Source organism: Bradyrhizobium sp. IAR9 (assembly GCF_013408065.1).
Classification (GTDB): domain Bacteria; phylum Pseudomonadota; class Alphaproteobacteria; order Rhizobiales; family Xanthobacteraceae; genus Bradyrhizobium.
This window is the reverse complement of sequence record NZ_JACBZW010000001.1, coordinates 759,784-776,541: the sequence shown is the minus strand read 5'-3', so window position 1 is coordinate 776,541 and position 16,758 is coordinate 759,784. Positions and strand designations below refer to the sequence as shown.

Below are 16,758 nucleotides of genomic sequence, written 5' to 3'. Positions count from 1 at the left end.
GTCAAGCCGGGCGATGACAGTGGGTGAGGAAAGGGCAGGGCATGATCGACCACATCTCCGTCGGCGTCAGCGATCTCGAGCGCGCCGCGAAATTCTACGAGGCAACGCTCGCCGCCCTCGGCCTTTCGCGCCTCGTCACGCGGCCGCGCACGGTCGGTTTCGGCAAGGCCTATCCGGAATTCTGGATCAATCTACGCGAGACCATGCCGCCCGTAGCCCCCGAAAGCGGCGTCCATATCTGCCTGCGGGCGAAGACGACAAGCGAGGTCGATGCGTTTCACGCCGCAGCGCTGTCCGCCGGCGGCGTCTCGGACGGTGCGCCCGGCATCCGTCCGCATGACCGCGTACGCTACTACGCGGCCTTCGTCACCGACCCCGATGGTAACCGGATCGAGGCGGTGACGTTTCCGAGCGAGTAGGACGTCAGAGCTTGCGGGCGACTTCCGGGGCGAGCTTCTTCTCGGCCTCGTCGATCTGGGCCGCGGCCGCCTTCAGCTTCGGCAAGATGTCCTCGACCCGATCGGCCTTGAGGATGTCGACCGAAAGGCCGGCGCGGATGAACTCCGTCTGGCGCATGTGCGACAGCAGCGAGAACAGCGGCTCCCAGAAATTGTCGATGTTGGCCAGCAGGACCGGCTTGGCGTGACGGCCGAGCTGTTTCCAGGTCAATTGCTCGACCAGCTCTTCCAGCGTGCCGACGCCGCCGGGCAACGCCACGAAGGCGTCGGAGCGTTCGAACATCAAGCGCTTGCGCTCGTGCATGTCGGGGGTGACGATCATCTCCTGCACGCGTGTCAGCGCGTTCTCGCGCATCCGCAGGAATTCCGGGATGATGCCGGTGACGGTGCCGCCGTGATCGAGCACGGAGGTCGCGACCGAGCCCATCAGGCCGAGCGAGCCGCCGCCATAGACGAGCCGAACGTTGTTCTCGGCGAGCGCCTTGCCGAACGCCTTGGCGCCTTCGGTGAAGCGGGGATTGGTTCCGGGGCCGGAGCCGCAATAGACACAGACGGTTTTAATAGTGCTCATTGGTGCCATGATGCATTGCAGCGAAGAGGCGTCAAGCCCAATCGGTGATTCGGATCACCCGGAAATCTACCGGTAAATGGCGGCAAACAATCGAAGATTCGCCATCTGGCGGGGTGCGCTGGCATCGGGAAGGCTCTATATGACGTGCGAAAATCGTTAATCGCAGCGACGCCCGCATCCGGCGGGCTTTCAGGCTTTTTGATGGACCAACCTCAATCGTTCGACGGCGCCGACGTTCCCGATCCTCCTCCCGGCGGCGCACCGGAGCGGGCGACGCTGATGGGCACGCTGGCGCATCTGTGGCCCTATATCTGGCCGGGCGACCGCTTCGACCTGAAGATGCGCGTGATGTGGTCGCTTGTGCTGCTGCTCGCTGCCAAGCTGATCACGCTGACGGTGCCGTTTAGCTTCAAATGGGCGACGGACGCGCTGACCGGCGCCAACACGGCGCCGGTGCAGGCGGACAATTGGCACCTCTGGGTGATCGCCTCGCCGCTGTTGCTGACCGTGAGCTACGGCGTGATGCGCATCTTGATGGCGCTGCTGACGCAATGGCGCGACGGCATTTTCGCGCGCGTCGCCATGCATGCGGTGCGCAAGCTCGCCACCATCACCTTCGTCCACATGCACGAGCTCTCATTGCGCTTCCACCTCGAGCGCAAGACCGGCGGTCTGACGCGCGTGCTCGAGCGCGGGCGCGAGGGCATCGAGGTCATCGTGCGCATGGTGATCCTGCAGCTGATCCCGACCATCGTCGAGGTCTCGCTGCTGATGGCCGTGCTGCTCTGGCAGTTCGACTGGCGTTACGTGGTCGCCACCCTGATCACGGTCACGCTCTACATGTACTACACCTACATCGCGACCGAGTGGCGGATCGGCATCCGCCGCCGGATGAACGATTCCGACACCGAGGCGAACACCAAGGCGATCGACTCGCTGCTCAACTACGAAACCGTGAAGTATTTCGGCGCCGAGGCCCGCGAGGCGCAGCGCTACGACAAGTCGGTCGCGCGCTACGAGGAGGCGAGCGTCCACACCTACACCTCGCTCGCGGTGCTCAACACCGGCCAGGCCGTGATCTTCACGCTGGGGCTGACCGCGACCATGCTGATGTGCGCGATCGGCGTGCGCAATGGCACCAACACGGTCGGCGATTTCGTGCTGGTCAACGCCATGATGATCCAGCTCTACCAGCCGCTCAACTTCATGGGCATGGTCTATCGCGAGATCAAGCAGGCGATCATCGACATCGAGAAGATGTTCGGCGTGATCGGCCGCGAGGCCGAGATCAAGGACGCGCCCGATGCAACGCCTCTGGTCATCTCCGCCGGCACCGTGCGTTTCGAGGATGTGCGCTTTGCCTATGAGCCGACCCGCCCGATCCTCAAGGGCATCAGCTTCGAGGTCCCGGCCGGCAAGACCGTTGCCATCGTCGGACCGTCGGGCGCAGGCAAGTCGACCATCTCGCGGCTTCTGTTTCGCCTCTATGATGTCTCCGGCGGCAGGATCCTGATCGACGGCCAGGACATCCGCGCGGTGACGCAGGATTCGCTTCGGGCCTCGATCGGCATGGTGCCTCAGGACACCGTGCTGTTCAACGACACCATCCGCTACAACATCCGCTACGGTCGCTGGGACGCCGATGACGCTGAAGTCGAAGAGGCGGCGCAGCTGGCCCAGATCGACCATTTCATCCGCATGGCGCCGATGGGCTACGAGACCCAGGTCGGCGAGCGCGGGCTCAAACTGTCCGGCGGCGAGAAGCAGCGCGTCGCGATCGCGCGCACCGTCCTGAAGGCGCCGCCGATCCTGGTGCTGGACGAGGCGACCTCGGCGCTCGATACCCATACCGAGCACGAGATCCAGGGCGCGCTCGACCGCGTGGCGAAGAACCGCACCTCGCTGGTGATCGCGCACCGGCTTTCGACCATCGTCGGGGCCGACGAGATCATCGTGCTGGATCAGGGCCGCATTGCCGAGCGGGGGACCCATGGCCAGTTGCTCGCGCATGGCGGTCTCTATGCCAGCATGTGGAACAGGCAGCGTGAGGCCGAGGCGGCACGCGAGAAGCTGGCCAAGATGGCCGATACCAGCGAGGCACCCAACCGGGAGCCGCCACCGGTCAACGACGCCCTGACGGCGCCCGCGGCGGCGGAGTGACCTTGTCTCCGGTCCCAACTCTGGCCTAAACAAGCCCGCGCGACGACCCGTGCCATTAACCCCCGAGCGGCAGATACCGATGTCCATTCTCGATTCGATCCAGCGTCAGATCCCGCCGATCCACAAGGAGGGCTATCCCTTCATCGGCGGCTTTGCGCTGGCAAGCCTCGTCCTGTTCTGGCTGTGGTCGCCTTTGGGGTGGATCGGCACGATCCTGACCGTGTGGTGCGCGCTGTTCTTCCGCGACCCGGTGCGCGTGACGCCGGTGCGCGAGGGGCTTGTGGTGTCGCCGGCCGACGGCCGCGTCTCGATGATCACCATGGCGCTGCCGCCGGCCGAGCTCGGGCTCGGCGACCGGCCGCTGCCGCGCATCTCGGTGTTCATGAGCGTGTTCAACTGCCACGTGAACCGCGCTCCCGTAGCGGGCAGGGTGGACCGCATCGCCTACCGGCCTGGCCTTTTCATCAATGCCGAGCTCGACAAGGCCAGCGAGGACAATGAGCGCAACTCGCTGGTCATCTCGACAGCGACGGCGCGGATCGGCGTGGTGCAGATCGCAGGGCTCGTCGCCAAGCGCATCGTCTGCTTCGTCAGGGAGGGCCAGGCGATCGGCGCCGGCGAGCGCTTCGGCCTGATTCGCTTCGGCTCCCGGCTCGATGTCTATCTGCCCGTGGGGAGCAAAGCGCTGGTCTCGGAAGGGCAGACCGCGATCGCCGGCGAGACGATTTTGGCCGACCTTTCCGGAGACGACCCCAGCCGCGCCTTCCGCGCCAATTAACCAATAAGTCGGTCTGTGGGGGCCTTCCGCCGCAATGGCGGAGGGGGACGCGGCTTGCTATATCTCGCCTTGAGGTGAGGACCCGCGATGACGCCCTATGACTTCAAATACCCCGATACGCGCCGCCGGCGGTTCCGCCCGATTCCGGTGCGGATGCTGGTGCCCAACGTCATCACGCTGCTGGCGATCTGCGCCGGCCTGACCTCAATCCGGCTGTCGATCGAGGGGCGGATGTCGCTCGCGGTCTATGCCATCGTGTTCGCGGCCGCGCTCGACGGCATCGACGGCCGCATCGCGCGCATGATCAAGGGCCAGTCAAAGTTCGGCGCCGAGCTCGACAGCCTCGCCGATTTCGTCAATTTCGGCGTCGCGCCGGGCCTGATGCTGTATTTCTGGCAGCTGCACGAGCTCGGCAATGCCGGCTGGATCGCAGCCATGGTGTTCGCGATTTCCGGCGGCCTGCGCCTGGCGCGCTTCAATGCCACCATGGACGACCCGAACAAGCCGGCCTTCGCTGCCAATTTCTTCACCGGCGTGCCGGCGCCGGCCGGCGCGATCACCGTGCTGCTGCCGATCTATGTCGCGTTCCTCGATCTCGGCCGCTGGCCCGCAGGGTTGACCGCCGCCTACACACTGCTGATCGCCTTCCTGATGGTGTCGCGCCTGCCGGTGTTCTCCGGCAAGACCAAGCGCATGCGCGTGCCGCCGGAGCTGGTGCTGCCGGCGTTCGTCGCGGTGATCGTCTTCATCGCGCTGCTGATCGCCTATCCCTGGCACGTACTATCGATTGGCACGGTGCTGTATCTTCTCGCTTTGCCGCTCGGCTACAAATCCTATCGCGACCAGGCCCGCGCGATGGACGCCACCGCGCCGTCGGGAGGCGAGGTCACCTCGCCGCCGTCGGCGCCGACGCTGGCGAATTTGTCGGAGCCGCCCAACGACGACGACGACCGGCCCGGACGACTGCACTGAGCGGCCACGCGCGGATATCTGCCATGAGGCCCCCCGAGTTGGGTTGAGACCTGATCTCGGCTATATCGCCTTGTGCCGGCGGCATCGCGCCAACAGCGACCGCCAATCTGGGAGAGAACGCCGTGACTGATAAAGCGACCGGGCCGCTGCCCGCTTCCGTCCTCGAAGCGCTGGGCCGCTACGACACGCCGACGATCTGCAATGCCATGGAGATCGTGGCGCCCGAGCGCCGACTGATCGGCTACACCACCAAGCAACTGGTCTGCCCGTTTCCCGACCTGCCGCCGATCGTCGGCTATGCCCGCACGGTCGCGATCCGCTCGGTGCTGAAATCCTCGCTTCCGGCCGAAGAGCAGTCCAGGCGCCGCATCGAATATTACGAATATGTCGGCACCGGCCATGGTCCGCGCATCTCGGTGATCCAGGACATCGACGGTCCCGACGTCGGCTACGGCGCGTTCTGGGGTGAGGTGCAGAGCAACGTGCACAAGGCGCTCGGCTGCCTCGGCGTCATCACCGACGGCTCGATCCGCGACATCCCGCAATGGGCGCCGGGCTTCCAGGCGCTGGCCGGCTCGATCGGCCCGTCGCATGCCTGGGTGCATGCGGAGAGCTTTGGCGGCGAGGTTCGCGTTGCCGGCATGACCGTGAAGTCCGACGACCTGATCCATGCCGACCAGCACGGTGCGATTGTGATCCCGCTCGACATCGCCGCGAAGCTGCCGGAGGCCGCCGAACTCTGCGGCCGCCGCGAGACGCCGATCCTGGAGATCGCCCGCAGTCCCGACTTCTCGCTCGAGAAGCTGAAGGCCGCGCTGAAGCGCTCGGCGGAGATTCACTGAGGGGGGATGGGCCGCCTAAGGCTGCGACACCGGCCGTGGGCCCCCCTGTTCCGTCAGAAACAGGGCGGCCTGATCCGGCTCGCCGAACACTGCAGCGGCGCACCCGATCAGGGTGAAGCCGCCTGCAAGGTCCCACAGCGTGATGTCCTCCGCATTGTCCGGAAGGTGGATCAAGCGCGCTGCGATCACCGCGAAGGCGGCCTCGGCAAAGAGCACGAGGCTGAAGGCCGGTAGAACGAGTTCCGGCTCGAGCAGGTGGAGCGCCAACACCGCAGGCAGCGCGGTGAGAAGACTGAACAGCGTCAACATTGCAAAACGGCTCCCGCGATGGAGCATGCTGCAGGGCTAGAATAGCAGTCATCCCTGGTTCCGCCCCCGTGGCGCAGGGCCGCAGCCGGAGGACGCACGATGAAGATGAATGGCAAGACGATCCTGGTAACCGGCTCGACCGACGGCGTCGGCCGCTACGTCGCGCGCCGGCTGGCCGAAGACGGTGCAAGGGTCCTGATCCATGGCCGCGATGCGGCGCGTGCGAAGGTGTTGAGCGACGAGATCGCGAAAGCCGGCGGTGCCGCGCCGACCTTCTATCAGGCCGATCTGTCGTCGATGTCGGGTACGCGTGCGCTCGCCGAAGCGGTCATCCGCGATCACCAGCGTCTCGACGTCTTCGTCAGCAACGCCGGCATCGGTTCGCAGAACGACGGCCCGCAGCGGCAAGTTAGCGCCGACGGTCACGAGCTGCGTTTTGCAGTGAACTATCTCTCGGGTTTCTTGCTCGTCCATCTATTGCTGCCGCTGCTGAGGTCCGCGGCGCCGTCGCGGATCGTCAACGTCGCCTCCCTCGGCCAGCATCCGATCGATTTCGATGACGTCATGATCACGCAGGGCTACAGCGGTTCGCGTGCCTATGCACAGAGCAAGCTCTCCCAGATCATGTTCACCATCGATCTCGCTGACGAACTGAAGGGCGCGGGCATCACCGTGAATGCGCTGCATCCGGCGACCTACATGAACACCACGATGGTGCGCGCCGGCGGCGTCACGCCGATCTCGACGGTGGAGCAGGGCGGCGCGGCGATCCTGCGCCTCGTCGAGGGTGACGATGTCGCAGGCAAGAGCGGGCTGTTCTTCAACGGCATGAACGAGGCGCGCGCCAATCCGCAGGCCTACGATGCAGCTGCCCGCAAGCGCCTGCGCGAACTGAGCCTGAAGCTGACGGGTCTGGCACGCTAGCGCGCCGCAATCATGGTTAGCAAAGCGTTGAAATTCGTGTCGGCCATCGGCAAAGCCGGCCTCATCCCGATGCGCTGCGCCGGTCTGGCGTGCCGGATCAACTTAACCTTTACGCGGCTTTAAGGGCGGCACTCTAGGGTTTCCGATGCGGTTCGGGGTTGGGCCGCGCCAGCGGCCAGGACGGCCGTTGTTGCGTACGCGTTGGAGTATCCCATGGATATCATGACGAGCGTCGGGCTCATTGCGGGCATCATCGTCATCACGATGATGATCTTCATGGGCGGCGACCTTCACATGTTCATCTCCGAACATGCCATGATCATCATCTTCGGCGGCTCGATCTCCGCCACCATGATCCGCTTTCCGCTCTCGGCACTCCTGCACGGCCTTCCGCTCGGCGCCAAGTTCGCCTTCACCATGAGCCGCCTGTCGGCGCACGACCTCGTCGACGAGCTCGCCCGCATCGCCGAGATCGCCCGCAAGCAGGGCCCGGTGGGTCTGGAAAAGGTCGAGACCGATGAGCCCTTCCTCGCCAAGGGCATCCGCTACGTCGCCGACGGCTACGACCTCGACTTCATCCGCGACAATCTCGAGCGCGACCGCGACAACTTCCTCATGCACCTTGACGAGGGCAGCAAGATCTATCGCGCCATCGGCGACTGCGCTCCGGCCTTCGGCATGATCGGCACCCTGATCGGCATGGTGCAGATGTTCGCCAACATGACCGACCCTTCCAAGCTCGGCCCGTTCATGGCGACCGCGCTGCTCGCCACGCTCTACGGCGCGCTGGTCGCGAACCTGTTCTGTCTGCCGATCGCCGACAAGCTGCACGGCAAGCTGCTGGACGAGGAGACCAACCGCACGCTGATCATCGACGGCATCCTGATGATCCGCGACTCCAAGAGCCCGACCCTGGTGCGCGAAATGCTGCTGGCCTACCTGCCGGAGAAGCATCGCCACGCCGAGGGCGAGCCGGTGCCGGCGTAAGCACGCCCGCCGGGATTTGAGACATGGCCAAGAAGAAACGCGGCGATGCCCATGGAGGCGGTCACGGCTGGTTCGTGACCTTCGCCGACCTCATGGGCCTGATGATGAGCTTCTTCGTGATGCTCGTGGCGTTCTCGACGCAGGACGCCAACAAGCTGAAGATCGTCGCGGGATCGATGCGGGACGCCTTCGGCGTGCAGAGCGAAGCGCGCTATGCCGGCATCGTCGAGTCAGACGGTTTGCCGACCCGCCCGCGGCTGAAGAACGTCGACCATATCCAGCCCGAGGATGCCTCCAACACGCCGACGCCGGACCAGGAGGATCGCGACCGCACGTCGGGCGCGAAGATCAAGGTCGACCGCAATTTCGCGCTCGCCGCAGCCTCGCTGCGCCAGGCGTTGCAGGACATGCCGGAGCTGACCGAGATGTCCAAGCACATCATGTTCGAGGAGACCAAGCAGGGTCTCAACCTGGAGATCGTCGACCAGGACGGCCGCTCGATGTTCGCCGACGGCTCCAAGGTGCCCTATGATCGCACCCGCCGCCTGGTCGAGAAGCTCGCGATCCCGCTCAAGGCCACGCCGCTGCGCGTCTCCATCGCCGGCCATACCGCGGCCGGCTTCGTGCCGACCCGCAGCGACTACGGCGCCTTCGATCTGTCGGCCGACCGTGCCAATGCCGTGCGCCAGATCCTCGAACGCGAGGGCCTGCCGCCGTCGCACATCTTCGCCGTCTCCGGCAAGGCGGACACCCAGCCGCTGTTTCCGGACGATCCTTCGCTCGCGGCCAACCGGCGGGTGACCATCACCCTGATGCGCGAAGATCCGCCGCTGCCGCCGAATCTGAAGCCCTAACCCCCTTGCGCTACCATCTTACCTGAGGCATGTCGTCGCGCTGGCGATGAGCGTGGCTGCGGCGTCACAGCATCCAGCTCGGCGCCTGCTATGGTGGTGCGCCGATTGACAGGCGCGCCGGAAGCGTCAAAAGGCGCCGGATCAATTCCAGGGAAGAAGCGTTTTCCACCTTCATGACGGCGAGCATCACACAGGCCGAGACCCAGGACGGGCCGGTCACTTCAGGCTTTTGGTCCCTTACGCTCGGGAGCATCGGCGTCGTCTTCGGCGATATCGGCACTTCGCCGCTCTACGCATTCCACGAGGCTGTCAGGGGCGCCGCCCATGGCGAGCCGGTCTCGCGGGTCATGGTTCTCGGCGTGCTCTCCCTGATCCTGTGGGCGCTGCTGATCGTCGTCACCGCCAAATACGTGCTGCTGCTGCTGCGCGCCGACAACAACGGGGAGGGCGGCACGCTCTCGCTGATGGCGCTCGGGCAGCGCGCGCTCGGGCGGCGGAGCTGGTTCCTGCTCGCCCTCGGCGTGGTCGGCGCTTCCATGTTCATCGGCGATTCCATGATCACGCCGGCAATCTCAGTGCTATCGGCGGTCGAAGGCCTGAAGCTCGCAACCCCTGCGTTCGAGCATTACGTCGTGCCGCTCACGGTCCTTATTCTGGCGTTGCTGTTCGCGGTCCAAAGCAAGGGGACCGCGCTGGTCGCCTCGGCCTTCGGGCCGGTGATGGTGATCTGGTTCACCGTCATCGCCGTGATGGGAGCCGTCCACATCGCCGACGATCCGTCCGTGCTGGCGGCGATCAATCCCTATTACGCCGTGCAGTTCGTGCTGTCGCACGGCACGATTGGCCTTGTCACCCTCGGCGCGGTGTTCCTGGCGGTGACCGGGGGCGAGGCGCTCTATGCCGATCTCGGCCATTTCGGCCGCAAGCCGATCCAGTCGGCCTGGATGTTCTTCGTGCTGCCCGCGCTCTTGATCAATTATTTCGGGCAGGGCGCGCTGGTGCTGTCCGATCCCAGCGCGATCGAGCACTCGTTCTATCGCATGGTGCCCGAGAGCCTGGTGCTGCCGCTGGTCGGGCTTGCGACCGCCGCGACGGTGATCGCGAGCCAGGCGGTGATCACCGGCGCCTATTCGCTGGTCTATCAGGCGGTACAGCTCGGCCTCTTGCCGCGCTTCGAGGTCCGCTACACCTCCGAGACTCACGCCGGCCAGATCTACCTGCCGCGGGTGAACCGGCTGCTGCTGATCGGCGTGATGCTGCTGGTGCTGCTGTTCCACACCCCCAGCAACCTGGCCTCGGCCTACGGCATTGCGGTCTCCACCACCATGGTCGCCGACGGCATCATGGGCTTCATCGTGATCTGGAAATTGTGGAACTGGCGCGCTGCCACGGCTGCGGCCGTGATCATGCCCTTCGTCATCGTCGATCTGAGCTTCTTCAGCGCCAATCTCCTGAAGCTGCTTGAGGGCGCCTGGGTGCCGCTGCTGTTCGGCGTGGCCATGGCGGGAACGATCTGGACCTGGCGGAAGGGCTCCGGAATCCTGATCCAGAAAACGCGCCGGATCGAGGTGCCGCTGGACGATCTGATCCGCAGCCTGGAGAAGCGGCCCCCGCACATCGTCAAGGGCACCGCGGTGTTCCTGACCAGCGATCCCTCCTTTGTGCCGACCGCGCTGTTGCACAATCTCAAGCACAACAAGGTGCTGCACGAGCACAACGTGATCCTGACCATCGAGACCGCGCATACGCCCCGGGTCGATCTGGCGGAGCGTTTCCGTATGGAGAAGATCAGCGACAAGTTCTCGAAAGTCCGCCTGCGCTTCGGCTACATGGAGCAGCCGAACGTGCCCAAGGCACTTGCGATCGCGCGCAAGCAGGGCTGGCAGTTCGACATCATGTCGACGTCATTCTTCGTGTCCCGGAGGTCGCTGAAGGCGTCGGCGCAGTCGGGCATGCCGCTGTGGCAGGACCATTTGTTCATCGCGCTGAGCCGGTCCGCCAACGACGCCACCGATTACTTCCAGATCCCCACGGGACGGGTGGTTGAAGTCGGAACCCAAGTCACCATCTAGAACGCAACTGCCTCAGTCATGCAAATTTGCATGTCTAGGCCCCGGAATCGGGCTAGGCTATGCCGGTAGCGCAGGACTATAAGCCGCGCGCTCTTCCGCCGTTGTGCAGTGAAGCATTTTAGAGGCCACTGGGCTCTCCCATGACAAGTGATGTAGTGATTTCCGCCCCGGAAACGGCGGCGGCCAATGGCCATGGCGAGGCCCACACCACCGCCCGTTTCGGTGCGCTGACCCTCGGCAGCATCGGCGTCGTCTACGGCGATATCGGCACCAGCCCGCTCTACGCGTTCCGCGAAGCGGTGATGGCCGCCTCTGGCGCAGAGGGGCTGCCGACGCCGGCGGCGGTGCTCGGCGTGGTCTCGCTGATCCTGTGGGCACTCATCGTCGTGGTGACGCTCAAATACGTCGTGATCCTGCTCCGGGCCGACAACAATGGCGAGGGCGGCACGCTGGCGCTGATGGCGCTGGCCCAACGCGCGGTCGGCACCGGCGGGGCGACCGTCGTCCTGCTCGGCATCATTTCCGGCGCGCTGTTCTACGGCGATGCCGTGATTACGCCTGCGCTGTCGGTGCTGTCGGCGATCGAGGGCATGAAGGACGTCACGCTGCGGTTCGAGCCTTACATCGTGCCGTTGACGGTGGTGATCCTGGTCTGCCTGTTCGCCGTGCAGTCGCGCGGAACCGCCCGCGTCGCCGCCTTCTTCGGCCCGATCATGTGCGTCTGGTTTGCGGTCCTCGCGGCGGCGGCGATCCATCCGATCATCCAGCAGCCGCAAGTGCTGTATGCGCTGAACCCGCTCTACGCCGTGTCCTTCATGTTCCACCACGGCATCATCGGTTTCGTGACGCTGGGCGCCGTGTTCCTCGCGGTCACCGGGGCCGAGGCGCTCTATGCCGATCTCGGCCATTTCGGCAAGCGGCCGATCCAGACCGCGTGGCTGTTCATCGTGCTGCCGTCGCTGGCGCTGAACTATCTCGGGCAGGGCGCGCTCGTGCTCGGCGATCCCGGCGCGATCGTCAGCCCGTTTTTCCAGCTCTTCCCGCAGGGCTTTTTCCGCGGCTGCATGGTCGTGCTCGCCACCATGGCAACCGTCATCGCCAGCCAGGCGGTCATTACCGGCGCCTATTCGCTGACGCGCCAGGCGATCCAGCTGGGTCTGTTGCCGCGCTTCGAAATTCGCCATACGTCGGAAGCCCATTCCGGCCAGATCTTCATCCCGCGCATCAACCAGCTGCTGCTGGTCGCGGTGGTGCTGCTGGTGCTCCTGTTCCGCTCGTCCAGCGCGCTCGCCTCGGCCTACGGCATCTCCGTCACCGGGACCATGGTGGTCACGGCGATGATGGGCTTCGTCGTGATCTGGAAGGTCTGGCGCTGGTCGCCGCTCGCGGCCGGGGCGCTGATTGCGCCGTTCCTGTTCCTCGACCTCACGTTCCTGGCCGCCAACCTGCTCAAGGTGTTCGAGGGCGGCTGGGTGCCGCTGGCGCTCGGCGCGGTCATGATCATCCTGATGTACACGTGGCGGCGCGGCAGCCGGCTGCTGTTCGAGAAGTCGCGCAAGCTCGAGTTCCCGCTCGCCGATCTCGTGGCGATGCTGGAGAAGCGGCCGCCGCAGCGGGTGCCGGGAACCGCCGTGTTCCTGACCTCCGACCCGCTCAGCGCGCCGACGGCGCTGATGCATAGTCTGAAGCACTACAAAGTGCTGCATGAGAAGAACGTCATTCTCACCATCGAGACGGCGCAGACCCCACGGATCGATCCAGCCGAGCGCGTCAAGCTGGAGCAGATCAGCCCGACCTTCTCCAAGGTGACGCTGAAGTTTGGCTTCATGGAATCGCCCAACGTGCCGAAGGCGCTGGCGATCGCCCGCAAGCTCGGCTGGCAGTTCGACATCATGTCGACCTCGTTCTTCCTGTCGCGCAGAGCGTTGAAGCCTGCCGTCCATTCCGGCATGCCGCGCTGGCAGGACCGGCTGTTCATCTCGCTCAGCCGCTCGGCCAACGACGCCACGGACTATTTCCAGATCCCCTCAGGCCGCGTGGTCGAGGTCGGAACGCAGGTGACGATCTAGGCGGCCGAACCAACGCCGCACTTCAAGTCGCTGCGATTTAGCTTTAACTTGCGCCGCGCGGCTCAAGCCTTTGTAGCGCTTGATTTTCGTGAGCCGAGAGGCGAGGTTGCCGCCGGCCGGGATAGGTCCGGCTGGCACGCGCGACGTTGGAGGATGATGTGGCAAACCAGGTGCAGGATCTGACCCCGGACGAGGTCTCCAAGGGTGTTGCGGAGGGCCGCTATCTCCTCGTCGACGTGCGCGAGCCGAACGAGGTCGAAGCCGAGGCCTATCCCTACGGCGTCGTGGTGCCGCTCTCGACCTTCGATCCCAAGGCGATCCCCGATCCCCAGGGCAAGGAGGTCGTGTTTGCCTGCCGCTCGGGCAAACGCTCGGTGACGGCCTCGCTCGCGGCGCAGGCGGCGGGCCTGCCTTACGACAAGCATCTGGCCGGCGGCATGCTCGGCTGGAAGGCGGCGGGTCTTCCCAGCAAGGTCGGTGGCTGACCTCGCGATGACGTCCAAGAGCTCTTCGCTGAACAAGGTCTTCGCCGACCTTCCCGTCACCATCTTTGAGGCGATGTCGCAGGCCGCGCGCGACAATGCTGCCATCAATCTCGGCCAGGGCTTTCCCGATGATCCGGGCCCCGAGGACATCCGCCGCGCCGCGGCCGAGGCCTCGCTGAACGGCTACAACCAGTATCCCTCGATGATGGGCCTGCCGGAACTGCGCCAGGCGATCGCGACCCATTACGGTCATTGGCACGGGCTCAAGCTCGATCCGATGAGCGAGGTGATGGTCACCTCCGGCGGCACCGAGGCGCTGACCTCGGCCATCCTCGCGGTGGTCCAGCCCGGCGACGAGGTGGTCTGCTTCCAGCCGGTCTACGATTCCTATCTGCCGATCATCCGCCAGGCCGGCGGCATTCCGCGCCTGGTTCGTCTGGAGCCGCCGCACTGGCGGCTGAATGAGGACATGCTGAAAAGCGTCTTTAATTCAAAGACCAAGGCGGTGCTCTTCAACAACCCCTTGAATCCGTCGGCGGTGGTCTATCCGCGCGAGGACCTCGAGCTGCTTGCGCGCTACTGTCAGGAGTTCGACGTCATCGCGATCTGCGACGAGGTCTGGGAGCACGTCACCTTCGACGAGCACAAGCACATCCCGCTGATCACCATTCCCGGCATGCGCGAGCGCACCATCAAGGTCGGCTCGGCCGGCAAGATCTTCTCGCTGACGGGCTGGAAGATCGGCTTCGTCTGCGCCGCGCCGCCGCTGCTGCGCGTCGCCGCCAAGGTGCATCAGTTCCTGACCTTCACCACGGCGCCGAACCTGCAGGCCGCCGTCGCCTACGGCCTCGGCAAGCCGGACGAATATTTCCTGTCGATGCGGAAGGACTTGACGCGGAGCAGGGACCGCCTGACCAAGGGGCTGGAGAGCCTCGGCTTCCCCGTGCTGAAGTCGCAAGGCACCTACTTCCTCACCGTCGACCTGTCGCCGCTCGGGCTCAATGAGAGCGACACCGAATTCTGCTGGCGGATCGTCAAGGACTACAAGGTGGCGGCGATCCCGGTGTCGGCCTTCTACGAGCAGGACCCCGTGACCTCAGTGGTGCGCTTCTGCTTTGCCAAGAAGGACGAGACGCTCGACACCGCGCTGGAGCGGCTGTCGGACGCGGTGCGTGGACGCAAGAGGTAGAGATGACCAATGTCGGCCGCTCCGGGCTTTGCCGTGCTTTTGCAATCGCCGCCGCGCTGACGTTGCTTTCCGCTCCCGTTAGGGCCGAGGAGCGGGTCGTCAATTTCTACAACTGGTCCAACTATATGGCGCCGGATGTCCTCGAGGCCTTCACCAAGGAGACCGGCATCAAGGTGGTCTACGACACCTTCGATGCCAACGAGACGCTGGAGACGCGCCTGATGGCCGGCAAGTCCGGCTACGACGTCGTCGTGCCCACGGCCTATTTCCTGCAGCGCCAGATCAAGGCCAACATCTTCCAGAAGCTCGACAAGGCGAAGCTGCCGAACCTGGAAAATGCCTGGCCGATGGTGACCAAGAACCTTGCGACCTACGATCCCGGCAACAACTACGCCGCCAACTACATGTGGGGCACGACGGGCATCGGCTACAACGTCGCCAAGGTGAAGCAGATCCTGGGGCCGGATGCCAAGATCGACAGCTGGGACATCGTCTTCAAGCCGGAGAACCTCGCGAGGTTCAAAGACTGCGGCGTGCACATGCTCGATTCCGCCGACGACATCTTTCCGGCGGCGCTGAATTATCTCGGGCTCGATCCGAACTCGACCAAGCAGGCCGATCTCGAGAAGGCCGCCGATGTCGTCGCAAAAGTCCGCCCCTCCGTGCGCAAATTCCACTCCTCCGAATACTTAACCGCGCTCGCGACCGGCGAGATCTGCTTCGTGGTCGGCTGGTCCGGCGACATCATGCAGGCCCGCGCGCGTGCCGCTGAGGCGAAGAGTGGCATCGAGATCGGCTACGCCATTCCGAAGGAGGGCGCGCAGATGTTCTTCGACAATCTCGCGATCCCCGCGGATGCCAATAACGTCAACGAAGCCTACGAGCTGATCAACTATCTCTATCGGCCCGATGTCGCCGCCAAGAACTCGGACTTCTTGTCCTATGCCAACGGCAACCTCGCCAGCCAGAAGCTGGTCGATCCGAAGATTTTGAACGACAAGAACATCTATCCGGACGAGGCGACGCTCGCAAAACTGTTCGTCATCACGGCGCGCGAGCCGGCGACCCAGCGGATCATCAACCGGCTCTGGACCAAGGTGAAGACGGGGCGGTGAGGGGCATTCGTCGCTCCGCTCTTCGCAATGACGGCGTAACTACCGCCACCTGCGATGCAGCCAGAGCCACTGCTCGGGATGCTCGCGCACCCAGCTCTCCACGACGCTGGTGATTGCCTGGGTCGTGCCCTGGATGTCGATCTTGCCGTCGGCGTCGCGCACCGGCTTGACCTCTTCGGTGAGCTCGCCTCGAAAGCGGCCATCGGGCAGGCGGATGATGCGGACGCCGTGGATCGGGCATTCGACCTGGCGCAAGAGGCGGGCCAGCATCGGGTTGGCGCGGGTCTTGCGGCCGAAGAAGGTGACCTCGACGCCGGCGGTCAGATACTGGTCGATCAGCATGGCGACATGCTTGCCGTCCTTGAGCGCCTGCGCGAGCCGCAGCGGCGCGTCGCGGCCCGCCGGGATCAGCGTGCCCATGTTGACCTGGCGCATCTCCTGGATGATGCGGTCGGCGGAGGCGATGTTCGGCCGGCGATAGAGGATCGCGGTATCCAGCTCATGCGCGACGGCAGCGAGCGCCGGCAGCTCCCAATTGGCGAGATGCGCGGCAAAGATCAGCGCCGGCTTGCCGTCGTCGCGAATCTGGTCGAACAGCTCGATGCTGCGCGGCGACAATTCGATCCGGCTTTTTTCCGGGTGGTCGCGATCGTAATCCCAGACATGGTCGATATGGGCGAATTCGGCGCCGACGCGGCCGAGATTGTCCCAGACGCCCATCAGGATGGCTTCGATCTCCTCGGGCGACTTCTCGGGAAACGCCGCGGTGAGGTTGGCGCGGCCGATGCGGTGCTCGCGCAGGCGCGGTCCGATCATCTTCACGACGCGCGCGAAAAAGTCCGAGGTCTTGGCCGGATCGAAATAGCGCGTGGTGCGCAGCATGCCCACGGTGGCGGCGCCGATCAGGCTGCCGCCGATCGATTTTGCAGCCTCCCGCGCGCGGGCCTTCGTCCTCGCAGGAAGCAGCGCCATG

16 protein-coding genes are annotated in these 16,758 nt (G+C 65.0%); 13 read left to right on the top strand and 3 right to left on the bottom strand.

The features are described from left to right. Positions 1-41 precede the first annotated feature (41 nt). Positions 42-419 (top strand): VOC family protein, encoded by a 378-nt coding sequence (locus tag GGD67_RS03780; protein WP_179730965.1) that lies wholly within the window; start codon positions 42-44, stop codon positions 417-419. A gap of 4 nt (positions 420-423) precedes the next feature. Here the strand turns inward: GGD67_RS03780 and GGD67_RS03775 are convergent, their stop codons facing one another. After that, the gene (locus tag GGD67_RS03775) at positions 424-1,029 is read right to left on the bottom strand and encodes a TIGR00730 family Rossman fold protein (RefSeq protein ID WP_026202462.1); all 606 of its coding nucleotides are present in this window, start codon (positions 1,027-1,029) and stop codon (positions 424-426) included. 201 nt (positions 1,030-1,230) lie between these two features. Between GGD67_RS03775 and GGD67_RS03770 the strand changes: the two genes are divergently transcribed. The 4 genes from GGD67_RS03770 to GGD67_RS03755 all read left to right on the top strand — a co-directional run bounded on the left by GGD67_RS03770 (position 1,231) and on the right by GGD67_RS03755 (position 5,781). Then, complete coding sequence (locus tag GGD67_RS03770) at positions 1,231-3,189, top strand: ABC transporter ATP-binding protein/permease (protein WP_179730963.1); 1,959 nt, start codon at positions 1,231-1,233, stop codon at positions 3,187-3,189. A gap of 49 nt (positions 3,190-3,238) precedes the next feature. Then, positions 3,239-3,967 (top strand): phosphatidylserine decarboxylase, encoded by a 729-nt coding sequence (locus GGD67_RS03765; RefSeq protein WP_312009894.1) that lies wholly within the window; start codon positions 3,239-3,241, stop codon positions 3,965-3,967. An 87-nt stretch (positions 3,968-4,054) separates the two neighbouring features. Continuing rightward, complete coding sequence (locus tag GGD67_RS03760; RefSeq protein WP_018320936.1) at positions 4,055-4,939, top strand: phosphatidylcholine/phosphatidylserine synthase; 885 nt, start codon at positions 4,055-4,057, stop codon at positions 4,937-4,939. Between the two features lie 122 nt (positions 4,940-5,061). Beyond that, a complete protein-coding gene (locus tag GGD67_RS03755; protein WP_028145264.1) occupies positions 5,062-5,781 on the top strand; it encodes an RraA family protein in 720 nt (239 codons plus the stop codon). Between the two features lie 15 nt (positions 5,782-5,796). On the opposite strand, the gene GGD67_RS03750 is transcribed toward GGD67_RS03755, so the two are convergent. Next, positions 5,797-6,090: a hypothetical protein gene (locus GGD67_RS03750; protein ID WP_018320938.1), complete on the bottom strand. Its 294-nt coding sequence runs from the start codon at positions 6,088-6,090 to the stop codon at positions 5,797-5,799. A 99-nt stretch (positions 6,091-6,189) separates the two neighbouring features. On the opposite strand from GGD67_RS03750, the gene GGD67_RS03745 reads away from it, so the two are divergent. From GGD67_RS03745 to GGD67_RS03710, 8 genes are all read left to right on the top strand, one after another. Continuing rightward, positions 6,190-7,014, top strand: a complete 825-nt coding sequence (locus tag GGD67_RS03745) for an SDR family NAD(P)-dependent oxidoreductase (protein ID WP_179730961.1) — start codon at positions 6,190-6,192, stop codon at positions 7,012-7,014. 213 nt (positions 7,015-7,227) lie between these two features. Further along, complete coding sequence (locus GGD67_RS03740; protein ID WP_018320941.1) at positions 7,228-8,001, top strand: motility protein A; 774 nt, start codon at positions 7,228-7,230, stop codon at positions 7,999-8,001. A gap of 23 nt (positions 8,002-8,024) precedes the next feature. Further along, the gene (locus GGD67_RS03735; RefSeq protein WP_018320942.1) at positions 8,025-8,855 is read left to right on the top strand and encodes a flagellar motor protein MotB; all 831 of its coding nucleotides are present in this window, start codon (positions 8,025-8,027) and stop codon (positions 8,853-8,855) included. A 173-nt stretch (positions 8,856-9,028) separates the two neighbouring features. Further along, the gene (locus GGD67_RS03730; RefSeq protein WP_018320943.1) at positions 9,029-10,927 is read left to right on the top strand and encodes a potassium transporter Kup; all 1,899 of its coding nucleotides are present in this window, start codon (positions 9,029-9,031) and stop codon (positions 10,925-10,927) included. A gap of 140 nt (positions 10,928-11,067) precedes the next feature. Beyond that, positions 11,068-12,996: a potassium transporter Kup gene (locus tag GGD67_RS03725; RefSeq protein ID WP_091954077.1), complete on the top strand. Its 1,929-nt coding sequence runs from the start codon at positions 11,068-11,070 to the stop codon at positions 12,994-12,996. Positions 12,997-13,154: 158 nt separating this feature from the next. After that, positions 13,155-13,481: a rhodanese-like domain-containing protein gene (locus GGD67_RS03720; RefSeq protein WP_008139644.1), complete on the top strand. Its 327-nt coding sequence runs from the start codon at positions 13,155-13,157 to the stop codon at positions 13,479-13,481. Between the two features lie 7 nt (positions 13,482-13,488). Then, positions 13,489-14,670 carry an aminotransferase gene (locus tag GGD67_RS03715; protein WP_179731429.1) on the top strand — a complete coding sequence of 394 codons (1,182 nt, stop codon included), beginning with the start codon at positions 13,489-13,491 and terminating at the stop codon, positions 14,668-14,670. A gap of 2 nt (positions 14,671-14,672) precedes the next feature. Further along, positions 14,673-15,785, top strand: coding sequence for a polyamine ABC transporter substrate-binding protein (locus GGD67_RS03710; protein ID WP_179730959.1), 1,113 nt, complete (start codon positions 14,673-14,675; stop codon positions 15,783-15,785). Positions 15,786-15,824: 39 nt separating this feature from the next. Here GGD67_RS03710 and GGD67_RS03705 read toward each other — a convergent pair whose 3' ends face one another. Beyond that, positions 15,825-16,757, bottom strand: a complete 933-nt coding sequence (locus GGD67_RS03705) for a lipid A biosynthesis lauroyl acyltransferase (protein WP_179730957.1) — start codon at positions 16,755-16,757, stop codon at positions 15,825-15,827. Position 16,758 lies beyond the last annotated feature (1 nt).